Genomic DNA, 17,234 nt, shown 5'->3' on the forward strand with positions numbered 1-17,234 from the left:
TATTCGGAATGATAAGAACTGACGACTGACGAGACTGGCGACTAAAAGACTTAATACAATGTTACAACCAAGAAGAACCAAGTTCCGTAAGCAACAGAAAGGAAGAGTGAGAGGTCTTGCGACTCGTGGTCATGAAATTGACTTCGGATCATTCGCTATCAAATCACTTGAGCCGGGACGTATTACTGCTCGTCAGATTGAGGCAGCACGTATCTCTGTAACAAGAGCCATGAAACGTGAAGGACAAGTTTGGATTCGTATTTTCCCTGATAAACCAATTACTAAAAAACCTGCTGAGGTTCGTATGGGTAAAGGTAAGGGTGCTCCGGAATACTGGGTAGCGAATATTAAACCAGGTACTATTCTTTTCGAATCTGCAGGTGTTCCTTTAGAACTGGCACAGGAAGCGCTTCGTTTAGCTGCTCAAAAACTGCCGGTTAGAACCAAATTCGTAGTTCGTAGAGATTATCAAGAATAGTTTTTATTAGTTCAGAGTCGTAAGTCATAGGTTATTGTTCTTATGACAACTTATAACGACTTGCGACTTACGGCTTAAAGACTTAATAAAGAAAATGAAAAACGCAGAAATTCAAAAATTAAGTGCTGAGGAGATCCTGACGCAACTTGCTACTGAGAAAGATTCTTTAGTACGTTTGAAAATGGCTCATGCTATTTCTCCAATTGAAAATCCATTACGTTTGCGTACAGCCCGTAAATTGATTGCCCGTTTGGAAACAGCGCTTGCAGCAAAAAAATAATATATAGTTGTGATAGCTAAAAGCTCATTGCTGCTTAATATTCAGAATCTAATTTCAAATAGGTCGTTTCAATATACTGCTAATGACCAATTGTTTAACGAAATCCAACGATGGAAAGAAATCTAAGAAAAGTAAGGATTGGACGTGTGGTGAGCAATAAGATGGATAAATCTATCACCCTCGTCGTTGAAAGAAAAGTAAAGCATCCACTTTATGGAAAATTTATGCAAAAATCTTCCAAACTGATGGCTCATGATGAGAAAAATGAATGTGGAATCGGTGATACGGTGAAGGTAATGGAAACCCGTCCACTTTCTAAGAATAAGCGTTGGAGATTAGTTGAAATTATCGATAAAGCGAAATAATTTCTTCCAACAACCGAATACCAGAAGTTCAATTTTCGCAAATATTAATTTACCAATCAGAAAATGGTACAGCAAGAATCAAGACTCGGCGTTGCCGATAACTCAGGTGCTAAAGAAGTACTGGTTATCCGTGTGCTGGGCGGTACAGGAAAAAGATATGCTTCTGTTGGAGATAAAATTGTCGTGACTGTTAAGTCTGCTCTTTCATCATCTAACATGAAGAAAGGTACGGTTTCTAAAGCCGTAGTTGTTAGAACAAAAAAAGAAGTTCGTCGTAAAGACGGTTCATATATTCGTTTTGAAGACAATGCTGCGGTATTGTTGAACAATAACGACGAGCCAAGAGGTACACGTATCTTCGGACCAGTAGCTCGTGAATTACGCGAAGCAGGTTTCATGAAAATTGTATCATTAGCCCCAGAGGTGCTTTAATCATATACTAAAATCATCATGGAAAGAAAATTTAACAAGCAGCCTAAACTGCACGTAAAGACCGGTGATACTGTAACGGTTATCGCAGGTAATTCAAAAGGCAAAACAGGCGTTATCAAAGCGGTTTTAGTTGATAAACAAAGAGCCATCGTTGAAGGTGCCAATATGATTACAAAACATGTTAAGCCTACAGCAGCTAATCCTCAGGGTGGAATTGAAAAGAGAGAAGGAAGTATCCATATCTCTAACTTAATGATCGTAGAAAACGGAAAACCGGTTCGTACAGGTCGTAAGTTGAACGAAAATGGCAAGTTGCAAAGATATTCTAAAGCATCTGGCAAATTTATTTAATTAGTTATCAATGAAGGTGGAAGCCTGGATCTTGAATATAAGATCTGGTCTGTCCACTGAAAAAGTGGGTCGGAAATCCACAAACTATTTTAAAACATGGCAGCTCCAAGATTAAAAGAGAAGTATGTAGGTGAAATCGTTTCTTCTTTGAAAGAAAAATTTCAATACAAATCAGTAATGCAAGTTCCTAAGATTACAAAAATCGTAATCAACAAAGGTATCGGTGCAGCAGTAGCAGATAAGAAATTAGTTGACGTAGGTGTTGAAGAATTGACGCTTATCGCAGGACAGAAGGCAGTAGCAACTATGTCTAAGAAAGCGATCTCTAACTTCAAACTTCGTGAAAATATGCCAATCGGGGTTAAAGTAACGCTTCGTGGCGAAAAAATGTACGAATTCCTTGATCGTTTGACTACCGTTGCTCTTCCACGTGTTCGTGACTTCAAAGGTATTTCAGACAAAGGATTTGACGGTCGTGGAAACTATACTTTAGGTGTTAAAGAACAGATCATCTTCCCGGAAATTTCTATTGATAAAGTAAGTAAAATTTCTGGTATGGATATCACTTTCGTTACCACAGCTAACACAGACGAAGAAGCACTTGCATTGTTAACTGCAATGGGAATGCCTTTCGCAAATCAGAAGAAGTAATTTAGTGTTGTTGGGAATGAGTTAAGTGTTTAACGAAAGTTGCATAACTCATAACTCATAACTCACATAACTTAAAACAAATAACGATTCTCACAAAATGGCAAAAGAATCCGTAAAAGCAAGAGCGAGAAAAAAAGAAGCTACTGTTGCTAAATATGCTGCTAAGCGTGCTGCTTTAAAAGCTGCTGGTGATTACCTTGCACTTGACAAGTTACCTAAAGACGCTTCGCCTGTACGTTTACACAATCGTTGTAAACTGACTGGTCGCCCAAGAGGTTACATGAGAAAGTTTGGTATCAACCGTGTTACTTTCCGTGAAATGGCTTCGGCAGGTTTGATTCCGGGTGTAACTAAATCAAGCTGGTAGTAAAACAGTAATCAGGTAATTGGAAATTAGGTAATTAGAAGATTATCTATTTTCTAAAATAATTTGCCTTTTTAATTTCAATTCCGTAATTTTGCAAGCCTTTTCAGAAAGACTTGTCGCAAATATCGTAAAACAATGACAGATCCAATAGCAGATTACTTAACACGATTGAGAAATGCCATCAAGGCACGTCATAGAATCGTTGAAATTCCTGCTTCTAACATCAAAAAAGAAATTACTAAAGTTCTTTTTGATAAAGGATACATCCAGAACTATAAGTTTGAGGATTCAACTGTTCAGGGTACTATCAAAATTGCTTTGAAGTATAACCCGGTAACTAAGCAGCCAGCAATTGTAAACTTGACAAGAGTTTCAAAGCCAGGTTTGCGTAAATACAAAGGAGCAGATGAATTACCAAGAGTATTGAATGGTTTGGGTATCGCTATCCTTTCAACTTCTAAAGGTGTTATCACTGATAAAGAAGCTAAAACATTGAACGTAGGTGGCGAAGTTCTTTGCTTCGTTTACTAATATAATTCTGAGAGACTGGTTGCCTGTTTTAACAGGTAACCAGGAATCAAATTAAGCTGAAACGAGCAAAAGGCTCTAAATATTAAGCATTAACTAAAAGAAATCATGTCAAGAGTCGGTAATAAGGTTATCAACCTTCCCGCTGGTGTATCAGTAAGCGTTGCTTCTGATAACACTGTATCAGTTAAAGGTCCTAAAGGAACATTAACTCAAGCTGTAGATCCGGATATTTCAGTTGAAATTGAAGGCGCTGAGTTATTGGTAAAACGTCCTACTGAACAAAAACGTCACAAAGCTCTCCACGGTTTGTATCGTGCCCTTATCAACAATATGGTTGTTGGTGTTAGCGAAGGTTTCAAAAGAGAAATGGAAATCATCGGGGTTGGTTACAAAGCATCTAATCAAGGCAATGTCCTTGAACTTAACTTAGGTTATTCTCACGCAGTTTTCATGGCAATCCCATCTGAGTTGAAAATTTCAACTTCAATGGAAAAAGGTCAAAACCCTAAAGTTTTCTTAGAAGGTATTGATAAACAATTGATTGGTCAGGTTGCTGCTAAGATCAAATCTCTTCGTAAAGTTGAACCTTACAAAGGTAAAGGTATTCGCTTTATTGGTGAAGAAGTTAGAAGAAAAGCTGGTAAAGCCGGAGGTAAGAAATAATTCTAATTTGTCAGTTAACGGTTATCAGATATTATTATTCATTATACAATTGTTTGATAACCGTTTATTGAAAAAAATCGTGGGTCGGTAATCCACAAAAAATGTAAACAAAAATGGCTACGCAAAAAGATTTAAGAAGAGAAAGAATCAAGAAGTCAATCAGAGCAAAAATCTCTGGGACTGCTGAGAAGCCAAGATTGACTGTTTTTCGTTCGAATACAGCAATTTATGCTCAATTGGTTGATGATACAAAAGGTCAGACTTTGGCTGCTGCTTCATCACAGGAAACAGGTGCTAATAACTCTAACATTGAAGCTGCTAAAGCTGTTGGAGCTAAAATAGCTGAGAAAGCTATCGCTGCTGGTATTTCTACCGTAGTATTTGACAGAAATGGTTATTTGTATCACGGTAAAATCAAATCTTTAGCTGATGCAGCTAGAGAGGGTGGCTTAAAATTCTAAAAAGATATGTCTCAATTACAGTCAAAACCTTTGAAGGTTAACGAAGGAGAATTAAAAGAAAAAGTGGTTGCTATCAACCGTGTGGCTAAGGTGGTAAAAGGTGGTCGTAGATTTAGTTTCTCGGCTATCGTAGTAGTTGGTGATGGTAAGGGTATTGTAGGTTTCGGTTTAGGTAAAGCTAACGAAGTAACTGATGCTATTACAAAAGGAATTGAGGATGCAAAGAAGAATTTGTTCCAGGTTCCTTTGTTGAAAAATACAGTTCCTCACGAACAAATCGGTAAATTCTCGGGTGGTTTCGTATTGTTGAAGCCTGCTGCTCCGGGTACTGGTTTGATCGCTGGTGGTGCGATGCGTGCAGTATTGGAATCAGCTGGTGTACACGATGTATTAGCTAAATCAAAAGGTTCTTCTAACCCGCATAACGTGGTAAAAGCAACTGTTGATGCATTGGTTAAGATGCGTGCACCGCATTCAATTGCATTCCAAAGAGGAATTTCATTAGCAAAAGTATTCAACGGATAATTTTAAGTGATGAGTTGAGAGTTAAGAGTTTCGGATTGAAAGAATATCGTTCTTTTAAAAACTAAAAACTATTGACTCTAAGCTCAAAACTCAAAACTATAAGATCATGTCAAAGGTAAAAATTACTCAAGTTAAGAGTGCAATTAAAAGACCTGAAGTTCAGAAACGTACTATCAAGGCTTTGGGTTTGGGGAAAATCCGTAAAAGTGTTGAGAAAGAATTAAATCCTGCTATTGCCGGAATGATTCGTGCGGTACAACACTTGATTGTAGTCGAAAACATCTAAGAGATTGTAACAGCTGTTACTTCTGCTTAAAAAGCGAGTTAATCACGGTGATTAGCGTTTAGCAAACTATTAAATTAGATTAAAGAAATGAATCTTTCGTCATTGAAACCGGCTGCTGGGTCGGTAAAAACAAGAAAAAGAGTAGGTCGTGGTGCTGGTTCCGGTTTAGGTGGAACTTCTGCACGTGGTCATAAAGGTGCTCAATCACGTTCAGGTTACTCACGTAAGCGTGGATTTGAAGGTGGTCAGATGCCATTACAACGTCGTGTTCCAAAGTTTGGATTTAAAAACATTAACCGCGTTGAGTACAAAGCTATCAATCTTGATACTTTACAGGCTCTTGTTGAAGAAACAGGTGTTGCATTAATCAACTTCGAGGTTTTATATTCAAATGGTTTAGTTTCTAAAAATGACTTGGTTAAAATTCTAAGTCGTGGAGAAATTAAATCAGCGGTGGAGGTACACGCCAAAGGTTTTTCTGCTGCTGCTATCACTGCAATCGAAGCAGTAGGTGGTAAAGCTATCAAAGCTTAATTTTAGAAAATTTAAGATAGACAACAGAAATTATTAAGTAATCGAGCTAATTCTGGCAACAGATTTGTAATTGTAGAAGAAGTTTCACAACTTTCGCAATACTTTTCTTAAAACAGATTACTTATACAGATAGCATGAACAAGTTTATTACAACTATCAAAAACATTTTCTCAATAGAGGAATTAAGAGGTAGAATTCTTAATACCCTGTTGTTTATCACCTTTTTCCGTCTTGGTTCTTATATTGTTTTGCCTGGAGTAGATGCTACTAAACTAGCTCAAAAAGGAGATGGCGGATTGTTAGGTTTGCTGAATATGTTTTCAGGGGGAGCGTTTAATAACGCCTCTATCTTTGCTTTAGGCATTATGCCTTATATTTCTGCTTCTATCGCAATACAGTTGTTAACAATTGCATTGCCATATTTTCAAAAGATGCAGAAAGACGGAGAATCTGGTCGCAAGAAATTGAATCAGATTACTCGTGTTTTGACGATTTTTGTTACTGCAGCGCAAGGATTTACTTACTTACAGGTTACAATTCCTTCTGAAGCAATTATGGTTGACCCCTGGTTCTTCCGTTTGTATTCAGTAGTGATTTTAGTATCAGGAACAATGTTCTGTATGTGGTTAGGTGAAAAGATCACAGACAAAGGTATCGGTAACGGTATCTCAATGTTGATAATGATCGGTATCGTATCTCGTTTCCCGGGTGCATTATTCCAGGAAGCAGGCTCAAGAGGTATGTCCGGTGCATTATTGTTCATTGCTGAGGTTGTAGCATTATTCTTTGTAGTTATGGGTGCTGTAATGGTAACTCAGGCTGTTCGCAGAATTCCTGTTCAGTATGCGAAACAAGTGGTTGGAAACAAAGTATCTTTAGGAGGTGAACGTCAGTATATTCCTTTAAAGCTGAATGCAGCAGGTGTTATGCCTATCATTTTTGCTCAGGCTTTGATGTTTATCCCAGGTCTTGTGGCTCAGTCATTTGCTGATAAAAGTGAAACAGCTCAATCAATTGCTCAGGCATTCGGAGATTTTACCACCTGGCAATATAATTTATTGTTTGCTGTTTTAATTATCGTGTTTACGTTCTTTTATACTGCTATTTCGATTAACCCAACTCAGATTTCAGATGATATGAAACGTGGTGGTGGTTTTGTTCCGGGTGTTAAGCCGGGCGAGGCAACTTCTAACTTCATCGCTGATATTCTTGACAGAATTACACTTCCGGGTGCATTTATGCTGGCTGTAATTGCCATCCTTCCTGCAATCGCAAGTTTATTCGGAATTACACGTAGTTTTTCTTCTTTCTTCGGAGGAACTTCATTGTTAATTTTAGTAGGTGTTGTATTAGATACTCTTCAACAAATTGAAAGTTATCTTTTGATGCGTAAGTACGAAGGTTTAATGCAGTCGGGTAGGGTAAAAGGTAGAACTGAGGTTTTAGCTCAGTAATTTCCAGGTATAATTTAAGTTTGCTTGTAGGTTACTCATTGGGCTTATAGGTTTACTAAATTCAACGGAAAGGTACCGTATCAGACTTATGATTTATTTAAAGACAGATACTGAGTTAGATATTATTAAAGCCAATGGTGATATTCTTGGAAGATGTCATGCTGAGGTAGCTAAGAATATCAAACCGGGAATATCGACAAAAGAGTTAGATAAAGTTGCTTACGAGTTTATTAAAGATAACGGAGGAAATCCATCTTTTTTAAACTATAATCATTTTCCTGCTTCTCTTTGTATATCGGTGAATGATGTCGTTGTACATGGTATACCGGGTAAATATGAAGTAAGAGACGGAGATATTGTTTCGATTGACTGCGGAGTATTTAAAAACAAGTTTCATGCTGACAGCGCCTATACATATGCTGTAGGAAATGTGAAAGATGAGACACTGGATTTGCTTCGTACCACAAAAGCTTCTCTTTATTTAGGTATTGAACAGGCTGTAGTAGGAAAACGGATTGGTGATATTGGATTTGCAATTCAATCCTTTTGTGAGAAAGCCGGATATACCGTGGTGAGAGAATTAGTAGGTCATGGAGTAGGAAGATCCTTACACGAAGGTCCTGAAGTGGCAAACTATGGTAAACGCGGTGATGGAGCCAAGCTTAAAGAAGGGATGGTGATAGCAATTGAGCCAATGATTAATTTAGGTAAGAAATCCATTCACCAGGAAAACGATGGTTGGACAATCAGAACTCAGGATCATAAGCCTTCTGCTCATTTTGAGCATACTGTGGCGATCCGGAAAGGTAGTGCTGAAATACTTACCACCTTTTCTTATATTGAGGAAGTGATTGAAAAGTCAGATAATATAGTTTCAATTTGAAAATTTGGAAATGTTGTAATTTAAAAATGCTAGGCATTTAACATTCTTAATTGTGATATTTAAAGATTTTCAAATTTTCGAATTCACAAATTTTCAAATTTATAAATTGACCTATGGCAAAACAATCATCTATTGAAGTAGATGGAATAATTCTTGAAGCGCTCTCTAATGCTATGTTTAGGGTAGAACTAGAGAATACGCACCAAGTCATCGCACATATTTCAGGGAAAATGCGAATGAACTACATCAAAATCCTCCCTGGAGATAAGGTGAAATTAGAAATGTCGCCTTATGACTTGTCAAAAGCAAGAATCGTATATCGTTACAAATAACTAGAAAGAATAGGTGATTTGAAAGTAGATCGGAAGATCTGAATTTAACGCTGAGATTCACCAACTCTTACGACTTAACACTCAAAAAAAATGAAAGTTAAAGCGTCTATCAAGAAGCGTAGTGCTGAATGTAAAGTTATCCGCAGAAAAGGAAAACTTTACGTTATTAACAAAAAGAATCCAAAGTATAAACAAAGACAGGGTTAATTACGTCAGGTGGATGTATTTCACTTAACCTAAAACAAAAGCTTTAGAAACAATATGGCTCGTATTGCAGGGGTTGATATACCCGATAAAAAAAGAGGCGAGATTGCTTTGACATACATTTATGGTATTGGTCGCAGCACATCTCAAAAGATTTTGAACAAAGCTGAGATTTCTTGGGACAAGAAAGCTGGTGAATGGAATGACGACGAAGCAAGTGCTATCCGTGCTATTATTGCCGCTGAGTACAAAACTGAAGGTCAATTGAAGTCTGAGGTTCAACTTAACATCAAACGTTTGATGGATATTGGTTGCTACCGTGGTCTTCGTCATCGTAAAGGTTTACCAGTTAGAGGTCAACGTACTAAAAACAACTCACGTACCCGTAAAGGTAAACGTAAGACTGTTGCTAACAAGAAGAAAGCTACTAAGTAATCATTGAATTAATGTAGCATCTGAGTGTCGAAGATTCCTGTGTTTTAAATAACCTTGGGGAAAAACTGGACATGGCGCATTAATAAACAAAATCTAAAAATGGCACAAGCTAAAAGAAAAGACAAAGCGAAAAAGAGAGTTGTTGTTGTTGAGCCGGTAGGCCAGGTACATATCAAAGCTTCTTTTAATAATATCATTATCTCAATTACTAACAATGCCGGCCAGGTTATTTCCTGGGCATCTGCTGGTAAAATGGGCTTCAAAGGTTCTAAAAAGAACACTCCTTATGCAGCTCAGACTGCTGCTTCTAACTGTGCAGCTGTTGCAGTTGAAGCCGGAATGAAGAAAGCTGAGGTTTTTGTGAAAGGTCCTGGAGCTGGCCGTGAATCAGCAATCAGAACTATCCAAAACTCAGGCATCGAGGTTACTATGATTAAGGATATTACTCCATTGCCACATAATGGTTGTCGTCCTCCAAAACGTCGTAGAGTATAATCACTCAAGCTAGCACTTAAATCAGCGAAGGGCAATTAGTAATTATTGTCCTTCGTTTTCATGTTTCAATATAAATCTAATTACTTCACTGAATGAAAGTGATTCAGTGACTCATTTTTAAAGAAAATGGCAAGATACACAGGTCCAAAATCGAAGATTGCCCGTAAATTCGGTGAAGCAATCCTAGGTCCGAGTAAAGCATTAGCTCGTAAAAATTATGCACCAGGAATGCACGGTAAAGGAAAACGTGCTAAAGTGTCTGAATATGCTTTGCAATTGAAAGAGAAGCAAAAAGTAAAATACACTTACGGTATTCTTGAACGTCAGTTCGAAAATCTTTTCCACAAAGCTGCTGTTAAAGAAGGTATCACTGGTGAGAACCTTATCAAATTGTGTGAAGCACGTTTGGATAACACTGTTTACAGATTAGGGATTGCTCCAACTCGTCGTGCTGCACGTCAATTGGTTATCCACAAGCATATCATTGTTGATGGAGATGTTGTTAATATTCCATCTTATTCTTTGAAACCAGGACAATTGGTAGGTGTTCGTGAAAAATCTAAATCATTGGAAGTTGTAACTAATTCATTGTTAGGAAAAGCTACAAAACGCTTCAACTGGTTAGAGTGGGAAGCTACTGAAATGGTTGGTAAGTTTATTTCTTACCCTGAAAGAGACCAGATTCCGGAAAACTTCAACGAGCAAGCAATCGTCGAATTGTACTCTAAGTAATCTGATTCTGAAGGCGTATTTATCGCAACCAGAGTATTACTTGGAAACTTCATCAGACCTATCATTTATAGGTTCTCGAAATGTACAATTAATTGGAAATCATTCTATTTTGACTCCGCAAGGATTTTATTCTTGCGGAGAATATATTCAAAAACAGAATATTTCAAAGCAGTATTAAAACCCATGAAATTTGTAATATAATGAATTTTAAAGGTATTGTCAAGATTTTCTTGAAATAATTCTGCTTTTATTTGAATTATTTGTATATTACCGCACGATTATCTTAATACGTTAATTTAAGACCAATATAAGCTACGAAATATGTCAATTTTAGCATTCCAAATGCCCGACAAAGTCGTTATGGAAAAAGCCGACGACTTTCACGGGTTATTTGAGTTTAAGCCTCTCGAAAAAGGCTATGGCGTTACAATCGGTAATGCACTTCGTAGAATCTTGCTTTCTTCTCTAGAAGGCTACGCTATCACAAGCGTGAAGATTTCCGGGGTCTTACATGAATTTTCGTCTATTGAAGGTGTGCATGAGGACGTTGCTGAGATAATCTTGAATTTGAAAAAAGTTCGCTTCAAGAAAGCTCAGGAAATCCTTGAAAATAAAATCAGTGTTAAAGTTAAAAATCAGACTTCTTTAACTGCTGGCGATATTGCAAAATTTACACCTTATTTCAATATCCTTAACCCGGATTTGGTTATTTGCCATTTAGACGATTCGAAAGAATTGGAAATGGAAATTATCGTTGAGAAAGGACGGGGTTATGTACCTGCTGACGAACCAAGAAACACTGAGCCTCCTTTTGGTCATATTGCAATTGATTCTATTTATACGCCGATTAAAAACGTAAAATATAGCATCGAAAACACTCGTGTTGAGCAAAAAACTGACTACGAAAAGTTGATTCTTGATATCGAAACTGATGGTTCGATTCACCCGGAAGATGCTTTGAAAGGTGCTGCTTACATTTTGATACAACACTTCATGTTATTCTCTGATCAGACTATGACGTTTGAAACACAGAAAGCAGAAGAAGATAACGTTGTTGATGAAGAAATGCTTCATATGCGTAAATTGTTGAAAACACCATTGGCCGATCTTGATTTGTCAGTACGTGCTTACAACTGTTTAAAATCTGCTGACGTTAGAAGCTTAGGTGACTTAGTGAAGCTGGAAATTTCTGATATGATGAAATTCCGCAACTTCGGTAAGAAATCGCTAACAGAATTGGAGCAATTAGTAGAAGAAAAAGGACTTCATTTCGGTATGGATATTGTGAAATATCGTATCGAAGAAGACTGAGATTAAATTCCACTAATTGAGTTATCAATTTGGGAATACCAATAATGATTTTTGCAGAATTATCATCAAGTTTGTTAATTCTGCAATTATTTAAATAAAGTAGTAATAGGTGAGCAGACGTGAGTCTCCTTAACCGCAGCGATAAGCCGGGTGGCTGGTCGCTTTAACTTACGAATAATACAATGAGACACGGTAAAAAATTCAACCATTTGGGAAGAACTGCTTCCCACAGAGCAGCTTTGTTGTCGAACATGGCTTCTTCTCTGATTCTTCACAAAAGAATCGAAACTACTGTAGCGAAAGCTAAAGAATTGAGAAAATATGTTGAGCCTTTGATTACTAAATCTAAGGATGACAGTACAAACAGCCGTCGTGTTGTTTTCTCATATCTTCAAAACAAAGAATCTGTTAAAGAATTATTTGGGGTAGTTTCTGAGAAAGTAGCAAATCGTCCGGGTGGTTACACAAGAATTATCAAATTAGGCAATCGTTTGGGTGATAACGCCGAAATCTGCATGATTGAATTAGTTGACTTCAACGAAACTTTATTGGCTGCTGCAGCTGAAAAAGCTACTAAAACACGTAGAAGTCGTAGAGGTGGTGCTTCTAAAAAAGCTGAAGTTTCTGCTGCTGAAGTTGTTGAAACAGCTCCTGTTGCTGAGGCTCCTGCCGCTGAAGAAGTTACTCCTGCTGAAGAAACTTCAACTGAAGAAAAAACGGAAGAGTAGTTTTTATTCAGAGATTATAAAAAAGACTCTGGCGGAAGCCAGAGTCTTTTTTATTTTAAAACGTACCGTTGTTTATATGATCTATTTCTGATCAATTAGTTTTTTCAAAGCCAATAATTCATCTCTTAATCTGGCTGCAACAATAAAGTCCAGATCTTTGGCTGCACGCTCCATATCAGACTGAATTTTTTTCATTTGCTTTTCCAATTCGTTTTTGTTCATATAAGCAACCACAGGATCAGAGGCCAGTTGTAATTCCTGAGGTTCAATATAGTAGTTTTTAGAAGGCTTACCCATTCTGTCGGCTACTGAGGTTTGTTCCATAATAGACTCTTTTGAACGAAGAATCGTTTTAGGAGTGATTCCGTTGGCCAGATTATATTCCATCTGAATAACTCTTCTTCTGGCTGTTTCCTCAATGGCTTTTTGCATCGAACCGGTAATTCGGTCTGCATACATTAAAACCTTTCCTCGGTCATTTCTGGCAGCTCTACCAATAGTTTGAATTAATGAACGGATATCTCTCAGGAAACCTTCCTTATCTGCGTCCATAATTGCTACCAGAGACACTTCCGGAAGATCCAGACCTTCTCTTAAAAGGTTTACCCCGACTAATACGTCAAACACCCCTAAACGAAGCTCTCTCAGAATTTCAACACGCTCCAGAGATTTGACTTCCGAATGGATGTATCTGCATTTAACACCAACTCTGTCCATATATTTTGACAATTCTTCTGCCATTCTTTTAGTCAGAGTAGTAATTAAGACTCTTTCTTCTCTTTTTATTCTGTCATAAACTTCTTCCAGTAAATCATCAATCTGATTAATACTCGGACGAACTTCTATTTCAGGGTCAAGTAACCCTGTAGGACGAATAATCTGTTCAACAACAACGCCTTCTGATCTTCTTAGTTCATAATCGGCCGGAGTAGCCGAAACGAAAACTGTTTGACCGGCAAGATTTTCGAATTCCTGGAAAGTAAGAGGCCTGTTATCTAAGGCTGATGGTAATCTAAAACCATAATCAACAAGTGATTCTTTTCTGGATCGGTCTCCACCCCACATAGCTCGTATCTGAGGCATTGTAACATGGCTCTCATCTACAACAATCATATAGTCGTCCGGAAAGAAATCAAGAAGACAGAACGGTCTTTGTCCTGCCTGACGATTGTCGAAGTATCGCGAATAGTTTTCTATACCGGAACAATATCCCAGTTCTCTCATCATTTCCAGATCAAATTCAGTACGCTGTTTTATTCGGTCTGCTTCCTGAAGTCTGTATTCAGTCTCAAAATATTTTATTTGAGATACCAAATCATCCTGAATTTTATAGATTGCCTGATTCAATACATCTCTCCCGGTAACAAATAAATTAGCCGGAAAAATAGCAACCATTCGCTCACTGGATAGTTTTTTCCCAGTAGAAGGATCGATTCTCTGGATGGCTTCGATTTCGTCCCCGAAAAAGATAAATCTATACCCAAAATCGGCATAAGCCAGATAAATGTCAACTGTGTCACCTTTCACCCTGAAAGTTCCTCTGGAAAATTCCGCTTCAGTTCTGGAATAAAGGATTTCAACTAACCTGAAAAGAAACTGATTTCTTGAAATAATATCTCCCTCGGCTACTCTTATAATCGACTTTCGATATTCTTCCGGATTTCCCATACCATAAATACAGGAAACAGAGGCTACCACAACAATATCTCTTCTACCAGACATTAGCGAAGAAGTTGTCGCAAGGCGTAGTTTTTCTATTTCCTGATTGATCATTAAATCTTTTTCGATATAGGTATTTGTTGAAGCAATAAACGCCTCAGGCTGGTAGTAATCGTAGTAAGAGATGAAATATTCAACAGCATTTTCAGGAAAGAATTGCTTGAATTCTCCGTAAAGCTGTGCCGCAAGGGTTTTGTTGTGGCTAAGGATTAGTGTAGGGCGATTTACCCGGGCTATAACATTAGCCATGGTGAATGTTTTCCCCGAACCCGTAACACCCAGGAGGGTTTGAGCGTCTTCCCCATTCTGTAATCCTTCAACCAGTTTTTCAATTGCCTGCGGCTGATCTCCGGTTGGCTGATAATCTGAAATAAGTTTAAAGTCCATGTGCTAAAAAATCGTCAACGAGTGAATTTTAGTAAACTGATAAAGATACAAAAAACAAGATTAAAAACCTTGAGAGGCGTTAAATGCTAATAAATCATTAAACAATAAAAAAGCTCCCGGAAGTTTAGCTTCAGATAAATATTGAATGTAAGGATTTTTTTTGTTGCGTGAATGACGCCAGGATTCATGAAGATCGGTTTTGGGTGTAGGGGTTTATAGGCTAAAACCTTAGAAAAGGTAAAGGCTGATGTATGAAAAAAGAGTATTTGCGCAGCGATAAATTCTTTTAATTTTAACAAATAAAACCTTTTAACATTTATGAGAAAATTAAGACTCAAATGGATTGCTTTATTCCTGATCATTTTTCAGATCAATCAGATTTCAGCGCAGAAAAAATACGAAGCTAACTGGAATTCCATAGACTCTCGTCCGGTACCAACATGGTTTGAGGATGCAAAGTTTGGTATTTTCATCCATTGGGGGTTATTCTCCGTGCCGGCATGGGGACCAACAGCAAAAGATGGAGTGGGAGTTTATGATCGCTATGCTGAATGGTATTGGAAGGGTATTTCAGATCCGAACAGAGCTAGCTTCAAAGCATTTACAAAATTTCATGACAAAGCTTTCGGAAAGGATTACAAATATCAGGATTTCGCGAAAGGTTTTACCTGTGAAATGTTTAGTCCGGATGAATGGGCTAAAGTTTTTGAAGAATCAGGGGCAAAATATGTTGTTCTTACCTCCAAGCACCACGAAGGATATACCCTTTGGCCAAGTGCACAGTCATGGAACTGGAATGCAGTTGACCTGAATCCTCACAGAGATCTTGCAGGAGATCTTATGAAATCTGTAAGAGAGAAAGGGCTTAGAATGGGATATTACTATTCCTTGTACGAGTGGTTCAACCCGCTTTATCATAACAATGTTAAACAATACGTTGATGATCACATGATTCCTCAAATGAAAGATCTGGTAACCCGGTATAAACCCGATGTGTTATGGACTGATGGAGAATGGGACCATCCTTCAGAAACGTGGAAAAGTACAGAGTTTTTGTCATGGTTGTACAACGACTCACCTGCCAAAAACGACATTGTTGTGAATGACAGATGGGGAAAAGAAACCAGAGCTAAACACGGAGGTATTTATACAACAGAATATGATTTAGTGCATGATCAGAATTCTACAGGTATGGAAATCAATCATCCCTGGGAGGAATGCCGAGGAATTGGCTCTTCGTTTGGCTATAACAGAAATGAAAATCTGGAGGATTATTCTTCTTCAAAGGAGTTAATTGATATTCTGGTTGATAAAGTAGCAAGAGGAGGCAATTTATTATTGAATATCGGACCAACGGCAGATGGAAGGATTCCGGTTATTATGCAGCAACGTTTAAAAGATATTGGTCGTTGGTTGAAAGTGAACGGAGAGGCTATTTATGGTACCAGAAAATGGACAAAGGCTCCTAAAGTAGGAAAGAATACCAAAATCTTTTTTACAGCAAAAGGCAAGGATCTTTATCTCATCAGTACAGAATGGAAAGATGAACCAATCGCTATTGAAGGTATTTCAAAAAGCTCAAAAGTGAGTTTACTCGGATTCAATGGCCTGATAAAAACAGGTATTAAGTCTGGTAAATTCCTTATTACTCCGCCTGTGCTTTCTCCATTAACGAACCCAAGCCAATATGCCTGGGTTTACAAAATTGAGAATGTCCTGTAAGTAATGAAAGTATAAAACCTGCTTTAGTCATTGATTCAGCTAAAGCAGGTTTTATGCTAATCAGATATTTTAAAAATCAGTTTCTCTTTGCTTCCTCCCAATAAACATCCATTTCAGCCAAACTCATATCTGTCAGAGATTTTCCTGATTCTTTGGCTTTTTCTTCAAGAAATTGGAATCGTTTTATAAACTTCTTATTGGTTCGTTCAAGCGCAGTTTCAACATTGATATTTATAAATCTGGCATAGTTTACCAGAGAAAAAAGCAAGTCTCCGAATTCTCCTTCAGCTTTTTCCAAGTCTATTGCCTGATTATCAATTACATTAAATTCAGTTTTGAATTCCTGCATTTCTTCTTCTACTTTCTCCCAAACCTGACTTTTTTCCTCCCAGTCGAAACCGGCTCCTCTTGCTTTTTCCTGAATTCTCATTGCTTTAACCAAGGCAGGTAAAGATTTTGGAACACCTCCGAGAACAGATTTATTACCTTCTTTAAGTTTTAAGGCTTCCCAGTTTTGTTTTACCTGTTCTTCATTTTCTACTTTAACATCTCCATAAATATGCGGGTGGCGACTGATTAGTTTCTCACAGATTCCGTGTAATACATCAGAAATATCAAAGGTATTTGTTTCAGAGGCAATTTTTGAATAGAAAACAAGATGAAGCATTATATCTCCGATTTCTTTCTTTACTTCCGGTAAATCGCCCTCTATAATAGCATCAGAGAGTTCATAGGTTTCTTCGATTGTAAGATGGCGAAGGCTTTCAATCGTCTGTTTTTTATCCCAAGGGCATTGCTCCCTTAATTCATCCATAATTGTCAGCAATCTGTTAAATGCCATCAATTGTTCTTGTCTTTTCTCCGGAAGTTGTTGAAATGTCATGCGTTTCAAAAATGTAGTTTTCAGG

Annotated in this window: 25 protein-coding genes; 23 read left to right on the plus strand and 2 right to left on the minus strand. The window is 37.6% G+C overall.

The features are described 5' to 3' along the window. Nucleotides 1-58 precede the first annotated feature (58 nt). The 22 genes from rplP to rplQ all read left to right on the plus strand — a co-directional run bounded on the left by rplP (nucleotide 59) and on the right by rplQ (nucleotide 12,498). Nucleotides 59-478, plus strand: a complete 420-nt coding sequence (gene rplP, locus BM179_RS06285) for a 50S ribosomal protein L16 (protein ID WP_092013939.1) — start codon at nucleotides 59-61, stop codon at nucleotides 476-478. A 94-nt stretch (nucleotides 479-572) separates the two neighbouring features. Beyond that, nucleotides 573-758, plus strand: a complete 186-nt coding sequence (gene rpmC, locus BM179_RS06290) for a 50S ribosomal protein L29 (RefSeq protein WP_092013942.1) — start codon at nucleotides 573-575, stop codon at nucleotides 756-758. 110 nt (nucleotides 759-868) lie between these two features. Further along, nucleotides 869-1,123: a 30S ribosomal protein S17 gene (rpsQ, locus tag BM179_RS06295; RefSeq protein ID WP_092013945.1), complete on the plus strand. Its 255-nt coding sequence runs from the start codon at nucleotides 869-871 to the stop codon at nucleotides 1,121-1,123. Between the two features lie 63 nt (nucleotides 1,124-1,186). Further along, on the plus strand, nucleotides 1,187-1,555 hold the full coding sequence (gene rplN, locus BM179_RS06300; RefSeq protein ID WP_092013948.1) for a 50S ribosomal protein L14: 369 nt from the start codon (nucleotides 1,187-1,189) through the stop codon (nucleotides 1,553-1,555). Between the two features lie 18 nt (nucleotides 1,556-1,573). Beyond that, nucleotides 1,574-1,906: a 50S ribosomal protein L24 gene (gene rplX, locus BM179_RS06305; protein ID WP_092013951.1), complete on the plus strand. Its 333-nt coding sequence runs from the start codon at nucleotides 1,574-1,576 to the stop codon at nucleotides 1,904-1,906. A 96-nt stretch (nucleotides 1,907-2,002) separates the two neighbouring features. Further along, a complete protein-coding gene (rplE, locus tag BM179_RS06310) occupies nucleotides 2,003-2,557 on the plus strand; it encodes a 50S ribosomal protein L5 (protein WP_092013954.1) in 555 nt (184 codons plus the stop codon). A gap of 97 nt (nucleotides 2,558-2,654) precedes the next feature. Continuing rightward, nucleotides 2,655-2,924 carry a 30S ribosomal protein S14 gene (gene rpsN, locus BM179_RS06315; protein WP_092013957.1) on the plus strand — a complete coding sequence of 90 codons (270 nt, stop codon included), beginning with the start codon at nucleotides 2,655-2,657 and terminating at the stop codon, nucleotides 2,922-2,924. Between the two features lie 135 nt (nucleotides 2,925-3,059). Beyond that, nucleotides 3,060-3,455: a 30S ribosomal protein S8 gene (gene rpsH / locus BM179_RS06320; protein WP_092013960.1), complete on the plus strand. Its 396-nt coding sequence runs from the start codon at nucleotides 3,060-3,062 to the stop codon at nucleotides 3,453-3,455. A 105-nt stretch (nucleotides 3,456-3,560) separates the two neighbouring features. Further along, nucleotides 3,561-4,118 carry a 50S ribosomal protein L6 gene (gene rplF / locus BM179_RS06325; RefSeq protein ID WP_092013962.1) on the plus strand — a complete coding sequence of 186 codons (558 nt, stop codon included), beginning with the start codon at nucleotides 3,561-3,563 and terminating at the stop codon, nucleotides 4,116-4,118. 113 nt (nucleotides 4,119-4,231) lie between these two features. Further along, the gene (gene rplR / locus BM179_RS06330) at nucleotides 4,232-4,579 is read left to right on the plus strand and encodes a 50S ribosomal protein L18 (protein ID WP_092013965.1); all 348 of its coding nucleotides are present in this window, start codon (nucleotides 4,232-4,234) and stop codon (nucleotides 4,577-4,579) included. A 6-nt stretch (nucleotides 4,580-4,585) separates the two neighbouring features. Beyond that, a complete protein-coding gene (rpsE, locus tag BM179_RS06335; RefSeq protein ID WP_092013968.1) occupies nucleotides 4,586-5,104 on the plus strand; it encodes a 30S ribosomal protein S5 in 519 nt (172 codons plus the stop codon). A gap of 106 nt (nucleotides 5,105-5,210) precedes the next feature. Beyond that, complete coding sequence (gene rpmD, locus BM179_RS06340) at nucleotides 5,211-5,390, plus strand: 50S ribosomal protein L30 (protein ID WP_092013970.1); 180 nt, start codon at nucleotides 5,211-5,213, stop codon at nucleotides 5,388-5,390. A gap of 87 nt (nucleotides 5,391-5,477) precedes the next feature. Continuing rightward, nucleotides 5,478-5,924: a 50S ribosomal protein L15 gene (gene rplO, locus BM179_RS06345; RefSeq protein ID WP_092013973.1), complete on the plus strand. Its 447-nt coding sequence runs from the start codon at nucleotides 5,478-5,480 to the stop codon at nucleotides 5,922-5,924. A gap of 134 nt (nucleotides 5,925-6,058) precedes the next feature. Beyond that, nucleotides 6,059-7,378, plus strand: coding sequence for a preprotein translocase subunit SecY (gene secY, locus BM179_RS06350; RefSeq protein ID WP_092013976.1), 1,320 nt, complete (start codon nucleotides 6,059-6,061; stop codon nucleotides 7,376-7,378). Nucleotides 7,379-7,466: 88 nt separating this feature from the next. Beyond that, the gene (gene map, locus BM179_RS06355) at nucleotides 7,467-8,261 is read left to right on the plus strand and encodes a type I methionyl aminopeptidase (RefSeq protein ID WP_092013979.1); all 795 of its coding nucleotides are present in this window, start codon (nucleotides 7,467-7,469) and stop codon (nucleotides 8,259-8,261) included. Between the two features lie 113 nt (nucleotides 8,262-8,374). Then, nucleotides 8,375-8,593 carry a translation initiation factor IF-1 gene (gene infA / locus BM179_RS06360; protein ID WP_092013982.1) on the plus strand — a complete coding sequence of 73 codons (219 nt, stop codon included), beginning with the start codon at nucleotides 8,375-8,377 and terminating at the stop codon, nucleotides 8,591-8,593. Nucleotides 8,594-8,683: 90 nt separating this feature from the next. Next, nucleotides 8,684-8,800: a 50S ribosomal protein L36 gene (gene rpmJ / locus BM179_RS06365; RefSeq protein ID WP_028523604.1), complete on the plus strand. Its 117-nt coding sequence runs from the start codon at nucleotides 8,684-8,686 to the stop codon at nucleotides 8,798-8,800. Nucleotides 8,801-8,854: 54 nt separating this feature from the next. Beyond that, a complete protein-coding gene (gene rpsM / locus BM179_RS06370; protein ID WP_092013985.1) occupies nucleotides 8,855-9,232 on the plus strand; it encodes a 30S ribosomal protein S13 in 378 nt (125 codons plus the stop codon). Between the two features lie 99 nt (nucleotides 9,233-9,331). Further along, the gene (gene rpsK, locus BM179_RS06375; RefSeq protein WP_092014955.1) at nucleotides 9,332-9,727 is read left to right on the plus strand and encodes a 30S ribosomal protein S11; all 396 of its coding nucleotides are present in this window, start codon (nucleotides 9,332-9,334) and stop codon (nucleotides 9,725-9,727) included. A 126-nt stretch (nucleotides 9,728-9,853) separates the two neighbouring features. Further along, nucleotides 9,854-10,459: a 30S ribosomal protein S4 gene (rpsD, locus tag BM179_RS06380; protein ID WP_092013989.1), complete on the plus strand. Its 606-nt coding sequence runs from the start codon at nucleotides 9,854-9,856 to the stop codon at nucleotides 10,457-10,459. Nucleotides 10,460-10,780: 321 nt separating this feature from the next. Continuing rightward, nucleotides 10,781-11,770, plus strand: coding sequence for a DNA-directed RNA polymerase subunit alpha (locus BM179_RS06385; protein WP_092013991.1), 990 nt, complete (start codon nucleotides 10,781-10,783; stop codon nucleotides 11,768-11,770). Nucleotides 11,771-11,952: 182 nt separating this feature from the next. Beyond that, a complete protein-coding gene (gene rplQ / locus BM179_RS06390) occupies nucleotides 11,953-12,498 on the plus strand; it encodes a 50S ribosomal protein L17 (protein ID WP_092013994.1) in 546 nt (181 codons plus the stop codon). An 81-nt stretch (nucleotides 12,499-12,579) separates the two neighbouring features. Here the strand turns inward: rplQ and uvrB are convergent, their stop codons facing one another. Further along, nucleotides 12,580-14,604 carry an excinuclease ABC subunit UvrB gene (gene uvrB / locus BM179_RS06395; protein WP_092013998.1) on the minus strand — a complete coding sequence of 675 codons (2,025 nt, stop codon included), beginning with the start codon at nucleotides 14,602-14,604 and terminating at the stop codon, nucleotides 12,580-12,582. Nucleotides 14,605-14,922: 318 nt separating this feature from the next. On the opposite strand from uvrB, the gene BM179_RS06400 reads away from it, so the two are divergent. Next, complete coding sequence (locus BM179_RS06400) at nucleotides 14,923-16,326, plus strand: alpha-L-fucosidase (RefSeq protein WP_092014001.1); 1,404 nt, start codon at nucleotides 14,923-14,925, stop codon at nucleotides 16,324-16,326. Nucleotides 16,327-16,402: 76 nt separating this feature from the next. On the opposite strand, the gene mazG is transcribed toward BM179_RS06400, so the two are convergent. Beyond that, entirely contained in the window at nucleotides 16,403-17,209 is an 807-nt protein-coding gene (gene mazG / locus BM179_RS06405) for a nucleoside triphosphate pyrophosphohydrolase (RefSeq protein WP_092014958.1), read from the minus strand. Nucleotides 17,210-17,234 lie beyond the last annotated feature (25 nt).

The organism is Pseudarcicella hirudinis, from assembly GCF_900115665.1.
GTDB classification, from domain to species: domain Bacteria; phylum Bacteroidota; class Bacteroidia; order Cytophagales; family Spirosomataceae; genus Pseudarcicella; species Pseudarcicella hirudinis.

What these genes read in the sequence shown, in the direction of transcription:
- rplP (WP_092013939.1), top strand. Translation starts at nt 59, where the DNA reads ATGTTACAACCAAGAAGAACCAAGTTCCGTAAGCAACAGAAAGGAAGA.
- rpmC (WP_092013942.1), top strand. Translation starts at nt 573, where the DNA reads ATGAAAAACGCAGAAATTCAAAAATTAAGTGCTGAGGAGATCCTGACG.
- rpsQ (WP_092013945.1), top strand. Translation starts at nt 869, where the DNA reads ATGGAAAGAAATCTAAGAAAAGTAAGGATTGGACGTGTGGTGAGCAAT.
- rplN (WP_092013948.1), top strand. Translation starts at nt 1,187, where the DNA reads ATGGTACAGCAAGAATCAAGACTCGGCGTTGCCGATAACTCAGGTGCT.
- rplX (WP_092013951.1), top strand. Translation starts at nt 1,574, where the DNA reads ATGGAAAGAAAATTTAACAAGCAGCCTAAACTGCACGTAAAGACCGGT.
- rplE (WP_092013954.1), top strand. Translation starts at nt 2,003, where the DNA reads ATGGCAGCTCCAAGATTAAAAGAGAAGTATGTAGGTGAAATCGTTTCT.
- rpsN (WP_092013957.1), top strand. Translation starts at nt 2,655, where the DNA reads ATGGCAAAAGAATCCGTAAAAGCAAGAGCGAGAAAAAAAGAAGCTACT.
- rpsH (WP_092013960.1), top strand. Translation starts at nt 3,060, where the DNA reads ATGACAGATCCAATAGCAGATTACTTAACACGATTGAGAAATGCCATC.
- rplF (WP_092013962.1), top strand. Translation starts at nt 3,561, where the DNA reads ATGTCAAGAGTCGGTAATAAGGTTATCAACCTTCCCGCTGGTGTATCA.
- rplR (WP_092013965.1), top strand. Translation starts at nt 4,232, where the DNA reads ATGGCTACGCAAAAAGATTTAAGAAGAGAAAGAATCAAGAAGTCAATC.
- rpsE (WP_092013968.1), top strand. Translation starts at nt 4,586, where the DNA reads ATGTCTCAATTACAGTCAAAACCTTTGAAGGTTAACGAAGGAGAATTA.
- rpmD (WP_092013970.1), top strand. Translation starts at nt 5,211, where the DNA reads ATGTCAAAGGTAAAAATTACTCAAGTTAAGAGTGCAATTAAAAGACCT.
- rplO (WP_092013973.1), top strand. Translation starts at nt 5,478, where the DNA reads ATGAATCTTTCGTCATTGAAACCGGCTGCTGGGTCGGTAAAAACAAGA.
- secY (WP_092013976.1), top strand. Translation starts at nt 6,059, where the DNA reads ATGAACAAGTTTATTACAACTATCAAAAACATTTTCTCAATAGAGGAA.
- map (WP_092013979.1), top strand. Translation starts at nt 7,467, where the DNA reads ATGATTTATTTAAAGACAGATACTGAGTTAGATATTATTAAAGCCAAT.
- infA (WP_092013982.1), top strand. Translation starts at nt 8,375, where the DNA reads ATGGCAAAACAATCATCTATTGAAGTAGATGGAATAATTCTTGAAGCG.
- rpmJ (WP_028523604.1), top strand. Translation starts at nt 8,684, where the DNA reads ATGAAAGTTAAAGCGTCTATCAAGAAGCGTAGTGCTGAATGTAAAGTT.
- rpsM (WP_092013985.1), top strand. Translation starts at nt 8,855, where the DNA reads ATGGCTCGTATTGCAGGGGTTGATATACCCGATAAAAAAAGAGGCGAG.
- rpsK (WP_092014955.1), top strand. Translation starts at nt 9,332, where the DNA reads ATGGCACAAGCTAAAAGAAAAGACAAAGCGAAAAAGAGAGTTGTTGTT.
- rpsD (WP_092013989.1), top strand. Translation starts at nt 9,854, where the DNA reads ATGGCAAGATACACAGGTCCAAAATCGAAGATTGCCCGTAAATTCGGT.
- BM179_RS06385 (WP_092013991.1), top strand. Translation starts at nt 10,781, where the DNA reads ATGTCAATTTTAGCATTCCAAATGCCCGACAAAGTCGTTATGGAAAAA.
- rplQ (WP_092013994.1), top strand. Translation starts at nt 11,953, where the DNA reads ATGAGACACGGTAAAAAATTCAACCATTTGGGAAGAACTGCTTCCCAC.
- uvrB (WP_092013998.1), bottom strand. Translation starts at nt 14,604, where the DNA reads ATGGACTTTAAACTTATTTCAGATTATCAGCCAACCGGAGATCAGCCG.
- BM179_RS06400 (WP_092014001.1), top strand. Translation starts at nt 14,923, where the DNA reads ATGAGAAAATTAAGACTCAAATGGATTGCTTTATTCCTGATCATTTTT.
- mazG (WP_092014958.1), bottom strand. Translation starts at nt 17,209, where the DNA reads ATGACATTTCAACAACTTCCGGAGAAAAGACAAGAACAATTGATGGCA.